At 32.0% G+C, this 17,147-nt stretch carries 17 protein-coding genes and 1 pseudogene; 7 read left to right on the top strand and 11 right to left on the bottom strand.

Features of this window, described 5'->3' with window-relative positions:
• Window positions 1–16: 16 nt before the first annotated feature.
• From deia_RS05490 to rfbG, 3 genes are all read right to left on the bottom strand, one after another.
• A complete protein-coding gene (locus tag deia_RS05490; RefSeq protein ID WP_146821368.1) occupies window positions 17–1,447 on the bottom strand; it encodes a mannose-1-phosphate guanylyltransferase/mannose-6-phosphate isomerase in 1,431 nt (476 codons plus the stop codon).
• A gap of 75 nt (window positions 1,448–1,522) precedes the next feature.
• Window positions 1,523–2,632, bottom strand: a complete 1,110-nt coding sequence (locus tag deia_RS05485; RefSeq protein WP_146821366.1) for a glycosyltransferase family 2 protein — start codon at window positions 2,630–2,632, stop codon at window positions 1,523–1,525.
• Window positions 2,629–3,684 carry a CDP-glucose 4,6-dehydratase gene (rfbG, locus tag deia_RS05480; RefSeq protein ID WP_146821364.1) on the bottom strand — a complete coding sequence of 352 codons (1,056 nt, stop codon included), beginning with the start codon at window positions 3,682–3,684 and terminating at the stop codon, window positions 2,629–2,631. The genes deia_RS05485 and rfbG overlap by 4 nt, the downstream gene beginning before the upstream one ends.
• Window positions 3,685–3,833: 149 nt before the next feature.
• Between rfbG and deia_RS05475 the strand changes: the two genes are divergently transcribed.
• The 7 genes from deia_RS05475 to deia_RS05445 are packed head-to-tail and all read left to right on the top strand — an operon-like array spanning window position 3,834 to window position 9,041.
• Window positions 3,834–4,994, top strand: a complete 1,161-nt coding sequence (locus tag deia_RS05475; protein WP_161982887.1) for a sulfatase-like hydrolase/transferase — start codon at window positions 3,834–3,836, stop codon at window positions 4,992–4,994.
• Between the two features lie 53 nt (window positions 4,995–5,047).
• Window positions 5,048–5,821, top strand: a complete 774-nt coding sequence (rfbF, locus tag deia_RS05470) for a glucose-1-phosphate cytidylyltransferase (protein WP_146821360.1) — start codon at window positions 5,048–5,050, stop codon at window positions 5,819–5,821.
• A 14-nt stretch (window positions 5,822–5,835) separates the two neighbouring features.
• Window positions 5,836–6,696, top strand: a complete 861-nt coding sequence (locus tag deia_RS05465) for a glycosyltransferase family 25 protein (RefSeq protein WP_146821358.1) — start codon at window positions 5,836–5,838, stop codon at window positions 6,694–6,696.
• Complete coding sequence (rfbH, locus tag deia_RS05460) at window positions 6,683–7,987, top strand: lipopolysaccharide biosynthesis protein RfbH (protein ID WP_146821356.1); 1,305 nt, start codon at window positions 6,683–6,685, stop codon at window positions 7,985–7,987. Before deia_RS05465 ends, rfbH begins: the two co-directional genes overlap by 14 nt.
• A complete protein-coding gene (locus tag deia_RS05455; protein ID WP_146821354.1) occupies window positions 7,977–8,528 on the top strand; it encodes an NAD-dependent epimerase/dehydratase family protein in 552 nt (183 codons plus the stop codon). The genes rfbH and deia_RS05455 overlap by 11 nt, the downstream gene beginning before the upstream one ends.
• Entirely contained in the window at window positions 8,512–8,862 is a 351-nt protein-coding gene (locus tag deia_RS05450; RefSeq protein WP_146821352.1) for a hypothetical protein, read from the top strand. The genes deia_RS05455 and deia_RS05450 overlap by 17 nt, the downstream gene beginning before the upstream one ends.
• On the top strand, window positions 8,859–9,041 hold the full coding sequence (locus tag deia_RS05445; protein WP_146821350.1) for a thiamine pyrophosphate-dependent enzyme: 183 nt from the start codon (window positions 8,859–8,861) through the stop codon (window positions 9,039–9,041). The genes deia_RS05450 and deia_RS05445 overlap by 4 nt, the downstream gene beginning before the upstream one ends.
• Before the next feature lie 8 nt (window positions 9,042–9,049).
• Here the strand turns inward: deia_RS05445 and panB are convergent, their stop codons facing one another.
• The 8 genes and pseudogenes from panB to gmd form a co-directional block, all read right to left on the bottom strand.
• Window positions 9,050–9,901, bottom strand: coding sequence for a 3-methyl-2-oxobutanoate hydroxymethyltransferase (gene panB, locus deia_RS05440; RefSeq protein ID WP_146821348.1), 852 nt, complete (start codon window positions 9,899–9,901; stop codon window positions 9,050–9,052).
• A gap of 12 nt (window positions 9,902–9,913) precedes the next feature.
• Window positions 9,914–11,647 carry a thiamine pyrophosphate-binding protein gene (locus deia_RS05435; protein WP_146821346.1) on the bottom strand — a complete coding sequence of 578 codons (1,734 nt, stop codon included), beginning with the start codon at window positions 11,645–11,647 and terminating at the stop codon, window positions 9,914–9,916.
• Window positions 11,648–11,719: 72 nt separating this feature from the next.
• Window positions 11,720–12,754: pseudogene (locus tag deia_RS05430) on the bottom strand (DegT/DnrJ/EryC1/StrS family aminotransferase); the annotation flags it as partial.
• 21 nt (window positions 12,755–12,775) lie between these two features.
• The gene (locus deia_RS05425; RefSeq protein WP_146821342.1) at window positions 12,776–13,732 is read right to left on the bottom strand and encodes a GDP-L-fucose synthase family protein; all 957 of its coding nucleotides are present in this window, start codon (window positions 13,730–13,732) and stop codon (window positions 12,776–12,778) included.
• On the bottom strand, window positions 13,705–14,787 hold the full coding sequence (locus deia_RS05420; protein WP_146821340.1) for a glycosyltransferase family 2 protein: 1,083 nt from the start codon (window positions 14,785–14,787) through the stop codon (window positions 13,705–13,707). Before deia_RS05420 ends, deia_RS05425 begins: the two co-directional genes overlap by 28 nt.
• Complete coding sequence (locus deia_RS05415) at window positions 14,784–15,611, bottom strand: NAD-dependent epimerase/dehydratase family protein (protein WP_146821337.1); 828 nt, start codon at window positions 15,609–15,611, stop codon at window positions 14,784–14,786. Before deia_RS05415 ends, deia_RS05420 begins: the two co-directional genes overlap by 4 nt.
• 2 nt (window positions 15,612–15,613) lie before the next feature.
• Window positions 15,614–16,105: a dTDP-4-dehydrorhamnose 3,5-epimerase family protein gene (locus deia_RS05410; protein WP_146821335.1), complete on the bottom strand. Its 492-nt coding sequence runs from the start codon at window positions 16,103–16,105 to the stop codon at window positions 15,614–15,616.
• 11 nt (window positions 16,106–16,116) lie between these two features.
• Complete coding sequence (gmd, locus tag deia_RS05405; RefSeq protein WP_146821333.1) at window positions 16,117–17,088, bottom strand: GDP-mannose 4,6-dehydratase; 972 nt, start codon at window positions 17,086–17,088, stop codon at window positions 16,117–16,119.
• Window positions 17,089–17,147: the final 59 nt, after the last annotated feature.

Raw genomic sequence — 17,147 nt, 5'->3', positions numbered from 1 at the left:
ATTTAATTTAACTATGTTAAACCCTCCCATATTTATCTTCATATCTTACAATATCATCCTCGCCAAAGTACGATCCACATTGAACTTCGATGAAAACCAAATCTTGTGTTTTACTGTGATTTGCGATTTTATGCTTTGCTAAAACGGGTATGTAAATTGATTCATCCTTGCAAAACGGGATTTCTTTGTCGTTTAATGTCACAATGCCGCTTCCGCTTATGCAAATCCAATGCTCGCTGCGTTTATTGTGCATTTGGTATGAAAGTTCATTTTTCGGCTTGACTGTGATGATTTTTATCTTAAAGTTCTCCTTTTCCATCACATTTTCGTATCCGCCCCAAGGTCTGTTGTCAAAACAGTGATTTTTAAGGCACGGTAATTGCGTATTTTGCAATTTTTCAAGCATTTGTTTATTGCCCTGACTGTCTTTTTTCGTGATTGTTATTGCATCTTTCATGGCAATAATGAGTAAATCCTCGATTCCATGGGCAATAAGCGGCTTTTCACTAGTATTTATAATATGCGAATTTGAAACTTCATCAATATATACATCACTGTCCAGCAAATTTCCCTTTTCATCTTTACTTGCAATATCGTAGATTTGACCGAAAGATCCAAGATCTGTCCAACCAAGATTTTCAATTTCTATGCAGAAAATTTCGCTTACTTTTTGCATTATTGCAAAGTCTATTGAATCTGACCTAATTTTGTCAAAAAACTCATCATTTAGCAAAATTCCATCAATATGATCTTTAGAGTGCTCAAAAGACTGCTTTGCAAATTCAAGACTTACTTTTTCAAAAGCTTCAGCCTGCGTAAGGAAAAACTTTGGACAAAAGAAGAAAATTCCGCAATTCCAAAGATGCTTTTTGCCTTCAAGATATTGCTTTGCCCTCTGATTATCTGGTTTTTCGGTAAATTTTGCGACTTTAAAAATGCCATTTCCCACACTATCACTGGTTTTTTCAATATATCCATAGCCATTATGCGCAAACGTTGGAACTATTCCAAAAGTTACAATTCCTTGATTTTTGTAGAATTCATCGACTTTTTTACATGATGCCATAAAGACATCTTCATTAATAATTTTCTGATCGCTTGGCAGCAGCAATACCTTTTCAAAGCCATTTTTACTTGCAAATAGTGACGCAATAATGCTTACGGCAAGTGTGTTTTTCGCACATGGCTCATATATAACATGTATATTTTTGTCTTCCTCAAGATTGATTTTTCGAAGCTGCTCCATGATTATAAATCTGTGTCGAAAATTTGCAATTAGCAATATATTGCTTGATAGTTTTTTACCCCTTAAAACGCATTGCTGAAATAAAGTTAAACCCGATTTATCAAGATTAATAAACTGTTTTGGCATATTTTCTCTTGACAGCGGCCAAAGCCTTGTTCCAGAGCCGCCAACCATAATTGTAATCAAGGTTTTTGCAATCATATCTATAATTACTTATATTGTCTTTCTATTTTAACTTAAGATAAAAGTCAATAGATTAATCACTTACAACTAATATTAGACTATATTGAAAATTCGTTTTATTATCAGGTAAATTTGCTTTACTGGGCGACGAATATGCAGCTTAACACAAAAGTAATAGCCATATTTTTTCACTAACATAAATATATTATGCTTGGCATTCACCCTATGATGTATACTAAATTTTTCCAAGGTCATTAAATATCTCATTTCTTTAATTCCAAAGCCATATTCAAGGTCTATTTTACGCCTTAAATCATCATCTTGCAAAAGGTTAAATAGATTATGAAGAGCGCTGAGTCGAATTTGAAAATTATCGCTATCCAGTGCTATTTTGCATAAATTAAATTTCAAAAACTCCTTGTTATCTGATATTTCATTTCCAAAAACTTTTTTTGCTGTTTCAAAATTCATTTTTTCAAGAAATAAATCAAGTAAATGAAACTCTTCAAATGCAAGTCTATTGCTGATTTTTGAGCCAACATGAAGTCCGCTCATTTGATTCTTATGTATTCTATATCTTACAAGTTTTTGATTAACAAATTTTGCTGTACAACCTCCAAGTAGTAAATTTGCCCAAAGCTTTACATCAAAAAGCTGAATTCCAATGCGACAGACATATTCCCTATAGATTTTAGATTTTTTAATCAATACAGTTGGATATGAAATTAGCGTTATACCATTAAAAAGGAATTTTAATAACTCATTTTCACTTTTACCAAAAGCAATATTAAAAACATAATTATTTTTTTTCATCTTTCCTTGCTCGTCTATAACAGACATATCGGAAAACAGCATATCTATATTAGGATTTTGATTAATTTCACGCATTAGCTCCTCAAGGCAATTTTCTTCCATTACATCATCTGCACAAAAGAATTTGATATATTCACCCCTTGCAGCATCAAGGATTTTTAAAAATAACTCACTTCCGCCTGCAAGTATATTTTTTTCCATTTTTAAATGCACAATTCTTTCATCTTTAAAGGAATGCGCAATTTGGGCGCTTTTATCAAGGCTTGCATGATCAAGTAAAATTAGCTCAAAATCATCAAAAGTCTGCTTTAAAATTGAGGAAATTGATTCAGCTATAAACTGTTCATCATTGTAATATGAAATAAAAACAGTGATTTTTGGGTTTTTCATAAAGCAAAAAAATCCTCAATCATATTATATGATATAGTGTTTATATCCTCTTTATTTATATAGGATTTATACCATTTTGCAGTTTGACTAATCATCTCTTGAGTGCAGTACTTTGGTTTCCAATTTAAAACGCATTTAGCAAGACTTATGTCAAGTTTTAGATAATGCGCTTCGTGATGAAAATCTCCTTTTTTAACCTCAAACTTACCCTTTCCAATAGCATCAATCATATTGCTTACAAGAGTGATTGTGTTTGTCTCGTTTGTATTTTCTGGTCCAATATTTAGAGATGTCATTTCAAGATTATCTTGCTCAAAAGCGTACTTTACAAATGTCATATAACCCGATAAAACATCGAAAATATACTGCCAAGGGCGTATTGAATTTGGGTTTCTAATCTCAAGTGTTGTGTTATTTTCAATTGACTGTATTAAATCTGGAATTATTCTGTTTTCGCCAAAATCTCCACCGCCAATAACATTTCCACCCCTTGCTGTAATGATTTTTGTCTTACCATCTTGAAAAAAGCTCTTGCGATAAGATGTTGTCAAGATTTCCGCCATTGCTTTGCTTGCTGAATATGGATCATGTCCGCCAAGTGGCTCATTTTCACGATATGGATAGTGCCATTCTTTATTTTCATAGCATTTATCGGTTGTTACATTTAACACAACTTTTGGCAAATGAGATGAATTTCTTATCGTTTCAAATAAATTTGCAAGCCCAATAATGTTTGTTTGATACGTTTCTATTGGATTTTTGTAAGATCTTAAGACAAATGGCTGCGCCGCTAAGTGAAACACTATATCAGGACGGCTTTCTTCGTAAGCTTTTTTTAATTCTTCAAGATTGCAAATATCGCCAATATATGACTTTTCGATAGTATTTTCAATATTTAATATATTGTATAAATTTCCTCGAATGTCTTGAGGCTCAAGGCTGAAACCAAATACTTTTGCTCCCATTTTATGTAAAATTAATGCAAGCCAAGCACCTTTAAAACCAGTATGCCCTGTGAGAAAAATTCTTTTATCTTTATAAAAATTTTGCATATTCACTAACTTTTACAGTTAATTACAATATAAAAAATAATTTGCAAATAATATTTCATATTCTATTATCTCATTAAATATTAACTTATATGATAAAAAATAGATATATATATTATATATTGGCATTGCTTGGTTTACTAATATTCTGTATGCAAATTACAAAATATATAAAGAAGTATGATAGCAAGAAAAAGAATGAATTAAATCCAGGAATAATAGCAAAATATCAAAATATACTGAATAAAAAAGATGATCTTTCAAAGAGGTATGACTTTTTACAAAAAGATAATGACGATTTATTGGTCATTTTACTTAGAGCGGAATCAACTAGAGCAAAGGAATTTTTTCCAAATGGATATAAAGTTCATAATACACCTTATTTTGATAAATTTCAAAATGATATTGGTAAAATGGTGAATTTACCACATTTATATTCACTCAGAAATGGCACACCAATAGCTGTTGCACATATGCTAACAAGATTCAAAGAGCATAATCTTCAATCAATATTAAGTGAAAAAAGTGTCATTAGTGTTTTTGATTCTCTTGGGTTTGAAACCGCATATATATCATCAAATGATTTTTCGATTGGTGGAAATGCAAATCCTTTAAAAACAATTATTCTTGAGGCAAAACATCAATTTGATGAAGAAAGTATAGATATGAAGAAGAATGAATATAATATAGCAGAAGGTTTAAATGGTAATGATTGGATAAGTTCTTTGCAATTTTTAAGAATGTATGATCAAGGCAAATTTGACAAGAAGTCTTTTGTTGTTGTCTCGCAACATGCAGGGCCACACGAGCCATATAATTATCATCCAAAAAGTTTTAATAAATTTCAGCCAACTTGTGATGCTGGAAATGATTTTGTATACAATTGCAGTAAAGAAGAGATTTTAAATTCATACAACAATGGAGTAATGTATTCTTCATACCTTTTTTCTCTTGTAATGGAGAAGGTAAAAGATAGAAATGCAATCATTATTTTCTCATCAGACCATGGTCAATCTCTTGGTGATGATGGAGATTATGGTCATGGATATATGGCAAGTAATATGATGAGTCAAAATCAGCGAAATGTAGCATCATTTGTTTGGATGTCCGATAAATATATTCAGCAAAATAAGGATAAATTTGAAAATATCAAGCAAAATAGTCAAAAATATTTGACACATTCAATTTTATTTCATACTTTCCTTGATTGTGCTAATATAGAGTCAGATATTATTGAAAAGGAAAGAAGTCTTTGCAGTACAAAATTAAAAAGCGATACAAAGAAAGAATTTTATAGTGATAAAAAAATATAAAATTTCTTGCAAATAATAATTTTATTATCACAATTGTCTAAATTGTAAGTTTTATGAAAGCAATTATACTTGCAGGCGGACTTGGTAGCAGGATCTCAGAAGAGACAAATTTAAAACCAAAGCCTATGATTGAACTTGGCGGTAAGCCAATTTTATGGCACATAATGAAAATATATTCAAGCCATGGAATAAATGACTTTGTTATATGCGGTGGCTATAAAGCTTATGTTATAAAAGAATATTTCATGAATTACTATATGCATCAATCTGATGCAACTTTTGACTTAAAAAATAATTCGTTTACAATACACAGCAGTAACGCTGAAGACTGGAGGGTAACAGTAATTGATACTGGCGAATTTGACATGACTGGCTCACGAGTTAGACAAGCACTAAAATATGTTAAGGATGATGAAGCTTTTTGCATAACTTATGGTGATGGCGTTGCAGATATTAACATCACAGAAAGCATAAAATTTCACAAATCTCATGGCAAAATTGCAACTGTTTCTGCAGTAAAACCTACTGGCAGATTTGGCATTTTAGATATAAAAGACAATGCAGTGCTATCTTTTAAAGAAAAAACAGTTGATCAATCAGATTGGATTAGTGGTGGATTTTTTGTTGCATCTCCCAAGATTCTAAATTACCTTCCAGACTCAAAAGACTTGGTTTTTGAAACGCAAGTATTACCCAAATTGGCACATGATGGTGAAATGATGAGCTTTATTCACGAAGGTTTTTGGCACCCAATGGATACCTTGCGTGATAAAACAACACTTGAAGATTTGTGGAATGCTAAGGCTGCACCTTGGAAAATTTGGTAATTATACTTAATAACATGAGAAAAAACTTTTGTTACATTTTTTTACTTCTTTTTGTTTTGATTACAGGTTTTTTGTTACATCATAGCAAAATATATTCTACTAAGCCAATTGTTCTCGATCAAGTATATGTAATTAATATGGATAACTCTCCTCACAGATATGAGGCATTAAAGCCAGTCCTAGATACTGAAAATATTAAACATATAAGATTTAGTGCAGTCAATGGATATGAAGTAAAAATAGAAGATATGCATGGTAAAATATTTAAAGGAATTGATATTAAACTTGGTAAATTGAAATTTCGCCTTGGCGAAGAATATAAGATATATTGTCCAAATATTACATTAAGATATAAAATGAAATATCATCAATCTCAACTTGGATTTTCTGCTGGAGAAATTGGAGTATATTGCTCTCATATTGAAATTATGAAAGATATTATTGACAGAAACTATGATGCAGCAATGATATTGGAAGATGATGTTGTCATTCATAATGGATTTGGCGAAAAACTCTCTAATACATTAAAAGAATATATTCCAGAAAATGCAGACATTCTTTGGTTTTATGGTTCAGGTGAAAGAGTTTTGCGATATAAAAAGATTTTATCTGGAGCTCCATGCGGTGGTGCGCATGCTTATATTTTAACAAAAAATGGAGCAACGCATTTTATCAACGAGCTTTTAAATCCAGGTATTACAATAGATGGTGAGATGTATCAAGCTTCAATGAATGGCAATACTAAATCTTTCATTTGCGAAGGTTTTAATATCGAACAAAAAGCACCAAATAACGATGATTCCTCAGATATTAAAAAAATGGGGAGAATGGATTATCAAAGTCATCTTAGTATTAAACATTATGGAAAGCATTAAAAATCAAATTATGGAACTAGTTTGTGAGTATACAAAGCAAAAACACCTTTCTAAAACTGCCTTTGTCGCAGGTCAAACAAACATTCCTGTTTCAGGCAAGGTTTTTGACGAAACTGACGTTTGCAGTTTAGTTGATTCGTCACTTGATTTCTGGCTTACAACTGGGCGTTTTAACGACGAATTTGAATCCGTATTAAAGAAATTCATAGGCACACGCTTTGCACTAACTGTAAATTCTGGATCTTCTGCAAATTTAGTTGCAATGACAACCTTAACCTCTCATTTGCTAAAAGAAAAAGCACTAAAATCTGGTGATGAAGTAATTACTGTAGCAGCCGGCTTTCCAACTACGGTAAATCCTATTATTCAAAACGGTTTGGTGCCGGTTTTTGTTGATGTTGACATTCCAACTTATAACATAAACGCAGATTTAATCGAAGAGGCGATAACAGAAAAAACTCGTGCCATCGCTATAGCACATACCCTTGGAAACGCGTTTAATCTTGAAAAAGTAACGGAAATTTGCAAAAAACACAATTTACTACTAATGGAAGACTGTTGCGACGCACTTGGAACCACCTACAATAATCAACATGTTGGAACTTTTGGAGACATTGCAACCCTTAGTTTCTACCCAGCCCATCACATAACCATGGGGGAAGGCGGGGCGGTTTTTATGAATAACTCAAATGTAAAAAGAGCAGCAGAATCAATTCGGGACTGGGGAAGAGACTGCTACTGCGCCCCTGGAGTTGACGCAACTTGTGGCAAAAGATACGACCAACAGCTTGGCGATTTACCATTTGGATACGACCATAAATACACATATTCTCACCTTGGATACAACCTTAAAATAACCGATATGCAGGCGGCAGTTGGGTGCTCTCAAATGCAACATTTATCAAAATTCATCGCAAAAAGAAAGGAAAACTTCAAGCTTTTATCAAGTGGACTTGCTGATTTACAAGATTTCTTCATTTTGCCGCAAGCAACCCCGAACTGTGACCCATCTTGGTTTGGCTTTCCAATTACAATCAAGGAAAATGCAAAATTCTCCCGCCGTGATTTGATGATTTACTTAAACGAAAAGAAAATTGGAACTCGCCTTGTTTTCGCGGGAAATCTAACAAAACAGCCATATATGAAGGGGCAAAATTTCCGCATAGCCTCCAGCCTTGAAAATACTGATAAAATTATGAATAATGCCTTTTGGATTGGAACTTTCCCTGGGATAACAGAAGAGATGATTGAGTATATTGCAAATTGTTTTAAGGATTTTTGTGGAAAGTAAAAATGTCATCATAACAGGTGCTTCTGGCTGGCTTGGAATGGAGTTAATAGCATTTCTGCAAGGGCAATTCGGCGATTCAGTCTTGAAAAACATTTACCCAATAAGCCATAGCGCAAGCGAAATTAATTTTGGTTTTGGCAGGGTAAAATCCTATAAATTTGATGAAATGAAAGACATTGAAAACGCAATATTGTATCATTTTGCTTTTATTACAAAAGATAAAGTTGCAAATTTTAACGATGAAAATTACATAAATGCCAATCTTGAAATCAGAAATAAAGTTGAATCGCTAATTGAAAAAAACGACATAAAATCGATGTTTTATGCATCCTCTGGCGCAGTTTATCAGCGTGGAACTCACGATTTAGTCTCAAATAAAAGCGATATATACGCCTATTGCAAACTTTTAGATGAGGAGTTTTTCAAAAATTTCTGTGTCAAAAAAGATATTAAACTACTCACAGCACGCATTTTTAGCCTCATTGGCAAATTTATCAATAAAAACGGGGTTTTTGCCTTGCAAAATGATAGAGCAAGCTAAAAATACTGGCATAATTAAAATAAATTCGCAAAATAAAACCTACAGAAATTACATTAATGTGCCTGATTTGTTGGAAATTTCAAATTGCTTTCTAAAGGATGACACTTCTGAAAAATCCTATACTTTTGACACATTCGGGCAAACTTTGGAAATGCAAGATTTAGCAAATTTAATTTTCGAAATACTAAACATAAAATCCAATATAGATCGCACTTTTAATGCAAATCTGCCAAGCGATAATTACTTTGGGAATCCTGAAGAGCAAAATATTTTGCTTGAAAGATATAATTTAAGGCTCAATAGTGTCAAAACGTGTCTTGAAACGATTGTATGAATAAGACGGAAATTAGACGATTAATCCTCGACAAAGCATATAACTCAAACACTGGGCATATAGGCTCAAGTTTGTCAATTTGCGATATTATATGGTGTCTTTATGATCGCATAATGAAGGTGGGGCCATCTGATTTTGAAGACGTGAAAAACCCTGAAAGAGATGTTATTTTTTTATAAGCAAATAATTACCCTAAAGTTTTTTTAATCATAGATAGAGCTTCATCGCTGATGGGATAAAAATGCTCCTCAGCTGGAAATGTTGCGTTTCTAACTTCAGTTGCGTATTGTGATATAGCTTCAGTTATCTTATCACCTATATTATCAAATACTTTTATGAATTTTGGTCTAATTTCTCCTACAAAAGTTCCTAAAATGTCATGCATTATTATTAACTGACCATCTAATTTTACCCCAGCACCAATTCCGTAGCAAGGTATAGAAACGGAGTTTTTTACAATTTCAGCTACTTCATTTGTTACTCCTTCTAATAAAATTGAAAATGCACCAGCTTTTTCAAGAGCTTTTGCATCTTCTACTAAAGCATTAAAAGATGCTATGTCTTTGCCTTGAATTTTATAACCACCCATTTGAGCCATATTTTGTGGAGTAAGTCCTATATGACCCATAACTGCAATACCGCTATCGGTAATCGCACGAACTCTTTCGACCATTCTAACACCACCTTCTAATTTAATTGCATCACAACCAGATTTAATAAATCTTCCTGCATTACTAACCGCAATTTCATTGCTTATTTGATAAGACAAAAATGGCATATCTCCAACAACAAATGCGTGTTTATTACCTCTTATAACAGCATTTGTCATCATAATCATTTCATCCATACTGACTTCATTTGTTGTTTGATAGCCAAGTAAGCACATTGCACCAGAATCTCCAACTAAAATCATATCAACACCAGCTTTATTTGCAAAAGTTGCAGCTGGGAAGTCATATGCGGTAATAAAAACGGCTTTTTCTCCTTTATTTTTTTTGTTTTTCAAAGTTGAAATTGTCACTTTTTTTCTTGTTTCCATATAAAAATAAAATTAATCTTTTAGCCTAGTATTTTTGCAATATTTACTATTTTTTTCAAACTCATCGCCTGATATATAAGGATATTGATCATGAATTGGCTTCCCAAGTTCCAATTTTGGTTCAATCAAAGTATTTTGATGAAGATTTACATTAATAACTGCTGGACCTTGGTAGTCAAAAATTTCTTTTGTTACATCCTCTAAACTATTGATATTAAAATATTTGATGTCATATGCTTCAACGATTTTCTTAAAATCAGGACATGAATATCCATAACCAGTAGCTGCGTATCGTGATTCAAAATATAAATCCTGAAATTGTTTTATGATCCCATATCCATCGTTATTTAATATAAACAGTTTAATATTAAGGTTATGATATCGCATTGTTTGCAGTTCCTGAATATTCATTTGCATAGATCCATCGCCAGTAAATGCAATAATTTGCCTTTCTGGAGCGTGTAATGCCGCACCTATGGATGCTGGAAATGAATATCCCATTGGAGAATTTCCGCCAGCTGTATAAAGAATATGATTTGTTACATGAAATGCCTTAAACACCCAACATAAATTCGCACCATCATCAGCAACCACAATTGCATCATCTTTAATTAATTTGTTAATTTTCTGAACAACTTTATATGGGGAAAGTGTATTATTTGCAACGGAAAAAAGACTTAAATCTTTTCCAAAATATTGTTTTTTTAAATCATCTGCAAAATCTTTCCACTCATTTTCTATATTTACTGGGGATATTTTCTCAAATGGAATATGTTTCAAATTTGCATTTATAGTTTCATATTCTTCTTTTTTGTATTTTTTAAGCTCTTCAATGTCAACATCTATAACCATAACCTTACCAGAAATGGCAAAGTTTTTTATACTTCCAGATCTTTGGCGATTATCAAGCCGTGAACCCAAAACCAAAAGTCTATCACAATTTTGAATTAGAAAATTTGCAGATCTATCGCCATAAACACCAAGTTTGCCATAGAAATTATCGATATTGTGATTAAAATATGTGCATCCATTCCAAGATGTTACAAATGGTATTTTTGATTCAATAAGCCATTTTTCCACATTTTTTGCCACACCTGCTAGTCCAACCCCAGCGCCAAATAGCACCAAAGGTCTTTTTCCATCCTTAAAAAAAGCATTAATTTGATCAATATTAATAACAGAATTTTCTTCTTCCGGCGGGTAATACTCAATTATATCTCCAACCTCTTCTTTTTGAACATTCATAGGAATATCTAAAAGAACGGGACCTTTTCTATCCGAAATAGCGAGATTCCATGCTTTTATTAGCTCTTTTTTTAATTCATTTCCATTCTTTATCTGCACAGCATATTTAGTAATTGGCTTTACCATATCAACAATATTAGTTTCTTGAAATCCAGCCTGACGGACTTGAGCACCAAGAAAATTAGCTGCTTCTGTTTGATTAACTTGTCCTGTAATATGAAAAGAAGGAATAGAATCAAAATATGAACATGCGATACCAGTTATTAAATTTGTTGCACCTGGGCCAGATGTTGCAACTGTTACACCAACATTTTTATCTATTCTATATATTGAATCTGCTGCCATAGCACATGCTTGCTCGTGTTGAAAGCATGTATATTTTAAATCTTTATGACGATGAATTGCATCAACTATAAAAGCACATGCACCACCAGTTATCAAGAATACATTTTGCACACCTCTTTGATGTAAAAATTCTGCAATATACTCAGCACCAGTCATATTTTATATTATATGTTAATTATAATTAAGTAATAAGAAAAAATAAAATGCAATGTTTTTTTTATTATTTTTCTAAATTACATTTAATATATTTCTCAGCAATGCTATATTCTTTGCAATATCAACATCATGATTTCCTACAAAAAACCCATTTGAGTCAATAAGCTCAGCATTTTCCATGCTGCCTGCAAGCTCATAGTCAAAATATTTAAGCATTTCGCATTTTGTCATATCACCAGTTACAATTGGACGAGTTTCAATTTTCGCCTCAGTTAGCTTTGCAATAATTGCCGATCTTTCAATTCCAGCCTCAGGTTTTATTATCATCGCAAAACCAAACCAAGAGGATTTTCCAATTTCTTTTTGAATTATAAACCTTTCATCATTTGCAAAATTGTCTTGAAATATTCGTGCATTTTCACGCCTTTTCGCAATCATACTCGGCAGTTTTTTGAGCTGCTCTATGCCAATTGCCCCTGACATTTCAAGCGGACGAACATTATATCCGGGAATTAAAAATCTAAAATGCTCTTTAAACAAATCTGACATTTTAGTGCATAAATGGTTATTTTCCGGCAAATTTCTCGTCCAGCCATGTGCGCGAAGACTAAGTAAAATATGATGGAATTCTTCATTATCGGTCACAATTAAGCCGCCTTCCATAGTTGAAATATGATGTGAGAAAAAGCAAGAATAAGTTCCCATTTTTCCAAAGGTTCCAGTTTGTTTGTCATTATAACTTGAACCCATAGACTCGCAATTATCCTCCAAAATTGTTATATTTCGCGTGCCAATAATCTCGCGAATTTTATCAAAATCATTCGGATTTCCAAGTAAATTCACAAGTAAAATTGCTTTTGTTTTATCGGTTATTGCAGATTTTAGCTTTTCTAAATCAATATTTAGCGTATTTTTATCAATATCAACGAATTTCACATGAAGTCCATATTGTTGCAAGGGCGAATAAGTTGTTGACCAAGAAACAGCCGGCACAATTATCTCATCCCCTCGTTTTAGCGGATTATTTTTACGAAAAAACATTGCTGCAATCATTAATAAATTCGCAGAGGAGCCAGAATTCACCATCACGCAATATTTAGAATTTACAAAATTTGCAACAGTTTATGATTATAAATAAAATAGATTAGATTTATAAGTTTTAATAAACCAATTGTAAACATCCTTTATTCCTTCTTCAATTGAAATTTTCGCCTTCCATCCAAGGTTTGAAATCTTTGAAACATCAAGCAATTTACGCATCATTCCATCTGGCTTTGAGGTATCTAGCACTATATTTCCCTGAAAACCGGAGATTTCTTTGATTAAATTTGCAAGCTCTAAAATTGAAATATCGGCGCCAACACCAATATTTATAAGCCCAGTATCTTTATTTACATTTTCGCTATTTAGTAAAAATACGCACGCATCTGCCAAATCTTTAGCATGCAAAAATTCTCTTTTTGGAGTTCCAGTTCCCCACAAAATGATTTCTTTGTCGCCATTTTTTACAGCTGTTGCAAATTTTCTAATTAATGCAGGTAAAACATGAGATCCTTGCGGGTCAAAATTATCCCCTGGCCCATATAAATTAGTAGGCATTACTGTAATATAATTCGTTCCATATTGCTCATTATAAGCCTGACACATCTTAAGTCCTGCAATTTTCGCAATTGCATAGCCATAATTTGTTGGTTCAACATCGCCCGTCATTAAATATTCCTCACGCATTGGCTGAGGGCAGTTTCGTGGATAAATACAGGAGGAACCTAGAAATAACAGCTTTTTCACACCAGTTTGATAGCTTGAGTGTATCACATTATTTTGAATTTGCAAATTTTCATATAAAAAAGCCCCTTGCTGTGTCATATTTGCCATAATTCCACCCACTTTTGCAGCGGCAAGGAATACGTAATCAGGCTTTTCTTTTTCAAAAAACTTTAAAACCTCCGCTTGATTTAGCAAATCCAGTTCCACGCGCGTTTTTGTTATAATATTTTCATAACCCTGATCTTTTAGCTTTTGCAAAAGATGAGAGCCAACAAGGCCCCTATGTCCGCTTATGTAGATTTTAGAAGTTTTTTGCATAGATTTAAAATATATTTTTTTCTGATAATATATATTATATAACTTGAGATTTTTTGTGGAAACATATTTAAAAATGTTTGACTTAATGCTTTAAGAATTTGTTTTGTATTTTTAATTGCAAAAAATACAAAGATAAAAGAAATGCTTGTAGATATTTTATTCAATTTAATTGCAATAGTGCGAATTTTTTGGTCAAATAATGTGCAATTAAAAAATAACTCCAAAGCCCTTTTTTTATCTTTCAATCTATAGGAAAATTGATTACAAATATTGGTTTTTACAGCATCAAACATTCCACTATAAATATCTAAAGGATTTATACCTCGTTTTTTGAATAAATAATAAGCACAATATGCTAGATAATATTCATAATCAAAATTAATTTCCACAGATCTGCTACCGTTAAAGTATTTAAATAAAAACTTATCAATAAAGATCATACATTTTGAATTCTTGCATATCTGTATTCCAATATCCATTTGCGGATGAACAAGCTCAATATCAATATCAGATAATTTTTTTACTTCCTGTGTTTTAAATATTGATAAATTAAAACACCATCCAGAATGTTTTAAGAAGTCAATAAAATTATCACATTTAATTGATTGTTTATTAAATCTTGGGATATATGGATGCACTACATTTAAAAAACTTGTATCACTATATGTTGCACATCCAGTACATACCATATCTGGATTATGTATTAATCCTTCTTTGCATACTGTTAATATAGCATTTTCAACCAATGCATCATCCCCACAAAGCCAAACATAATCTTTTTCACTGAGCTCAAAAGGGCGTGACAAATTCCTTGACAGCCCAATATTCTCCTCATTTCTAAAGTATTTTATCACATCCGGATACTTCGAAACATATTCATCTTTTATAATCTCAGGGCTTTTATCAGTTGAGCAATTATCAACAATTATAACATCCAAATCACAAATTTCCTTGATTTCATTAAGCTGAGAAACAATGCTATTTAGCGTTGCACGAATTGTTCTTTCGTGGTTGTACATTGGAATACCAATTGAAAGGGAGATTTTTTTGTTCATAAATTATCTATCATTTCACAAAGTCTATCTTTAATATTAATGTTTTTGTAAATGTCAAGTGGTTTGCTTGATATTTCAAATTTTTGATCACTCTGATGATTAATTTTTATTAAATCTTTTGACACATTTAAAATATCACAAATCATATATGCTATTTCTTGAGTTGTGAAACTTGTGCCATAACATATATCAAAATCGCCAATATAATTATTTTTAATTGCGTAAAAAATTTGATTTGCAATATCAACAACATTTATAAAGTCAAATTTATTAAATGGATTTTGCACAAAAACTTCTTCTTTATTTCTCAATTTTGTAATTAAATAACTAATTATTTTCTCGCTTGGCTCGCCTTTTCCATAAACATTATGAATAAATCCCCAAGAAGTCTTATAATTAGAAAGACTGGCAAAATCTTTTAGAATCTCGTAAGTTTTAATTTTTGATTTTGTATATAAATTATTTCCTATGTGAGTATCATGTAAATATTGGTAAAAAGTGCCAAAGCCATAAAATATTCCATTTGGATTATTCTTATAAAATTCCTTCATGAGTTTTGTTGACAAAGATAGGCAATCTAAATTCTCATCTGAATTCCAGTAAATTTTGTGCTTCACAAACCAAGCAAGATTTAAGCAAATATCTGGCTTTAATGATTGCATCAAATTTTCAATTGCAAAATTATCTTTTAAATCAAGTTTTGTATGTTTTGCATAATCAAGATTTGAGCGACCAATAGTATAAACGTCATATTTTTCTTGAGTTAGCACTGGTAAAAGTTTTGATCCAATAAATCCTGTTGCACCTGTTAATAATACTTTCATACTTAAATAGAATTAAATAATAAATCTCTTTCTGATAATATTGGATTTACAATATTCCAATTAAAATTAATTGAATTATATAAAATACCAGAGTCATTATCTTTATTATATTCCACATCTTGCAAATAAATCATTGAAGTATTATCTTCAAGCGCTAAAAATCCGTGTGCAAAATTCTTTGGTATAAATATTGCTTGATTATTACATTTTAATCTAAAATCATATACCCTGCCATAATCAACTGATAATTTATCAATATTAACACATACATCAAGGACCGAACCACTTGTTAGAAATATTATTTTATTACAAGCAGATTCATTTTTTTGAAAATGCATTCCACGAATCACATTTTTTTTTGAAACAGAATAAAAACATTCTTTAATATGAAATTCAAAGCCAATTAATTCTGCAAAATTTGTTGCATTAAAATGTTTGATAAATAATCCTCGATTATCTGAAAATTGTTTTGTATTAATAATTCTTGGCACCATATTTTCTAAAATTACTCACAATCAGCCTCCACCATCATCTTCACAAGCTCTTTAAACTTCACCTTTGGCTGCCAGCCAAGTTGTTTTTTTGCCTTTGAATAATCACCAATTAATAAATCAACCTCTGCTGGGCGGAAATATTTTGGGTCAATTACAACATAATCTTCCCATTTTAAGCCCTTTTGACTAAACGCCTCAACTAAGAAATCCTTCACAGAATAAGTCTCGTTTGTTGCAAGAACATAATCATCCGGCTTTTCCTGTTGCAACATAAGCCACATTCCCTCGACATAGTCTTTAGCATAGCCCCAGTCACGCTTTGCATCCAAATTTCCAAGGCGAAGCTCTTTTGCGCGCCCATGTAATATATCGGCAAGACCACGCGTTATCTTTCTTGTTACAAAAGTCTCACCACGGCGAGGCGATTCATGGTTAAATAATATCCCATTTGATGCATGTATTCCATAGCTTTCACGATAATTAACCGTTATCCAATATGAATAAACCTTGGCGCAGGCATAAGGTGAGCGTGGATAAAACGGCGTGGTTTCCTTTTGTGGAACCTCTTGAACAAGACCATACATTTCTGAGCTTGAGGCTTGATAAAATTTCGTCTTTACCCGAGTATCGCGAATTGCTTCCAAAATTCTTGTTGTTCCAAGCCCAACAATATCGCCTGTATATTCAGGAATATCAAAGCTTACACGCACATGGCTTTGAGCTGCCAAATTGTAAATTTCATCAGGATTTATCTTCTCAATTAATCTATGAAGCGAGCATCCATCGAATAAATCTCCATAGTGTAAAAATAATTTCACCCCATTAATTTCAGGGTTTTCAATTAAATGATCAATTCTGGAAGAGTTGGTAATGGTTGAGTGACGCCTTATGATGCCATGCACTTCATAGCCCTTTTCAAGTAGAAGATCCGCTAAATATGAGCCATCTTGCCCTGTAATTCCTGTAATTATTGCTTTTTTCATTCTTTTATCATTTTTTTATATCTTACATATTGATTTTAATTTTCAAGTTATTATTTTAA

The sequence above is a fragment of the Candidatus Deianiraea vastatrix genome (assembly GCF_007993655.1).
Lineage (GTDB): Bacteria > Pseudomonadota > Alphaproteobacteria > Rickettsiales > Deianiraeaceae > Deianiraea > Deianiraea vastatrix.
The sequence above is the reverse complement of the archived record's forward strand: the minus strand, read 5'-3'. Positions and strand labels throughout refer to the sequence as shown.

Bases quoted from the DNA above. Each gene is read 5' to 3' on its own strand.
- deia_RS05490 (WP_146821368.1), bottom strand. From the start codon at position 1,447: ATGATTGCAAAAACCTTGATTACAATTATGGTTGGCGGCTCTGGAACA.
- deia_RS05485 (WP_146821366.1), bottom strand. From the start codon at position 2,632: ATGAAAAACCCAAAAATCACTGTTTTTATTTCATATTACAATGATGAA.
- rfbG (WP_146821364.1), bottom strand. From the start codon at position 3,684: ATGCAAAATTTTTATAAAGATAAAAGAATTTTTCTCACAGGGCATACT.
- deia_RS05475 (WP_161982887.1), top strand. From the start codon at position 3,834: ATGCAAATTACAAAATATATAAAGAAGTATGATAGCAAGAAAAAGAAT.
- rfbF (WP_146821360.1), top strand. From the start codon at position 5,048: ATGAAAGCAATTATACTTGCAGGCGGACTTGGTAGCAGGATCTCAGAA.
- deia_RS05465 (WP_146821358.1), top strand. From the start codon at position 5,836: ATGAGAAAAAACTTTTGTTACATTTTTTTACTTCTTTTTGTTTTGATT.
- rfbH (WP_146821356.1), top strand. From the start codon at position 6,683: ATGGAAAGCATTAAAAATCAAATTATGGAACTAGTTTGTGAGTATACA.
- deia_RS05450 (WP_146821352.1), top strand. From the start codon at position 8,512: ATGATAGAGCAAGCTAAAAATACTGGCATAATTAAAATAAATTCGCAA.
- deia_RS05445 (WP_146821350.1), top strand. From the start codon at position 8,859: ATGAATAAGACGGAAATTAGACGATTAATCCTCGACAAAGCATATAAC.
- panB (WP_146821348.1), bottom strand. From the start codon at position 9,901: ATGGAAACAAGAAAAAAAGTGACAATTTCAACTTTGAAAAACAAAAAA.
- deia_RS05435 (WP_146821346.1), bottom strand. From the start codon at position 11,647: ATGACTGGTGCTGAGTATATTGCAGAATTTTTACATCAAAGAGGTGTG.
- deia_RS05425 (WP_146821342.1), bottom strand. From the start codon at position 13,732: ATGCAAAAAACTTCTAAAATCTACATAAGCGGACATAGGGGCCTTGTT.
- deia_RS05420 (WP_146821340.1), bottom strand. From the start codon at position 14,787: ATGAACAAAAAAATCTCCCTTTCAATTGGTATTCCAATGTACAACCAC.
- deia_RS05415 (WP_146821337.1), bottom strand. From the start codon at position 15,611: ATGAAAGTATTATTAACAGGTGCAACAGGATTTATTGGATCAAAACTT.
- deia_RS05410 (WP_146821335.1), bottom strand. From the start codon at position 16,105: ATGGTGCCAAGAATTATTAATACAAAACAATTTTCAGATAATCGAGGA.
- gmd (WP_146821333.1), bottom strand. From the start codon at position 17,088: ATGAAAAAAGCAATAATTACAGGAATTACAGGGCAAGATGGCTCATAT.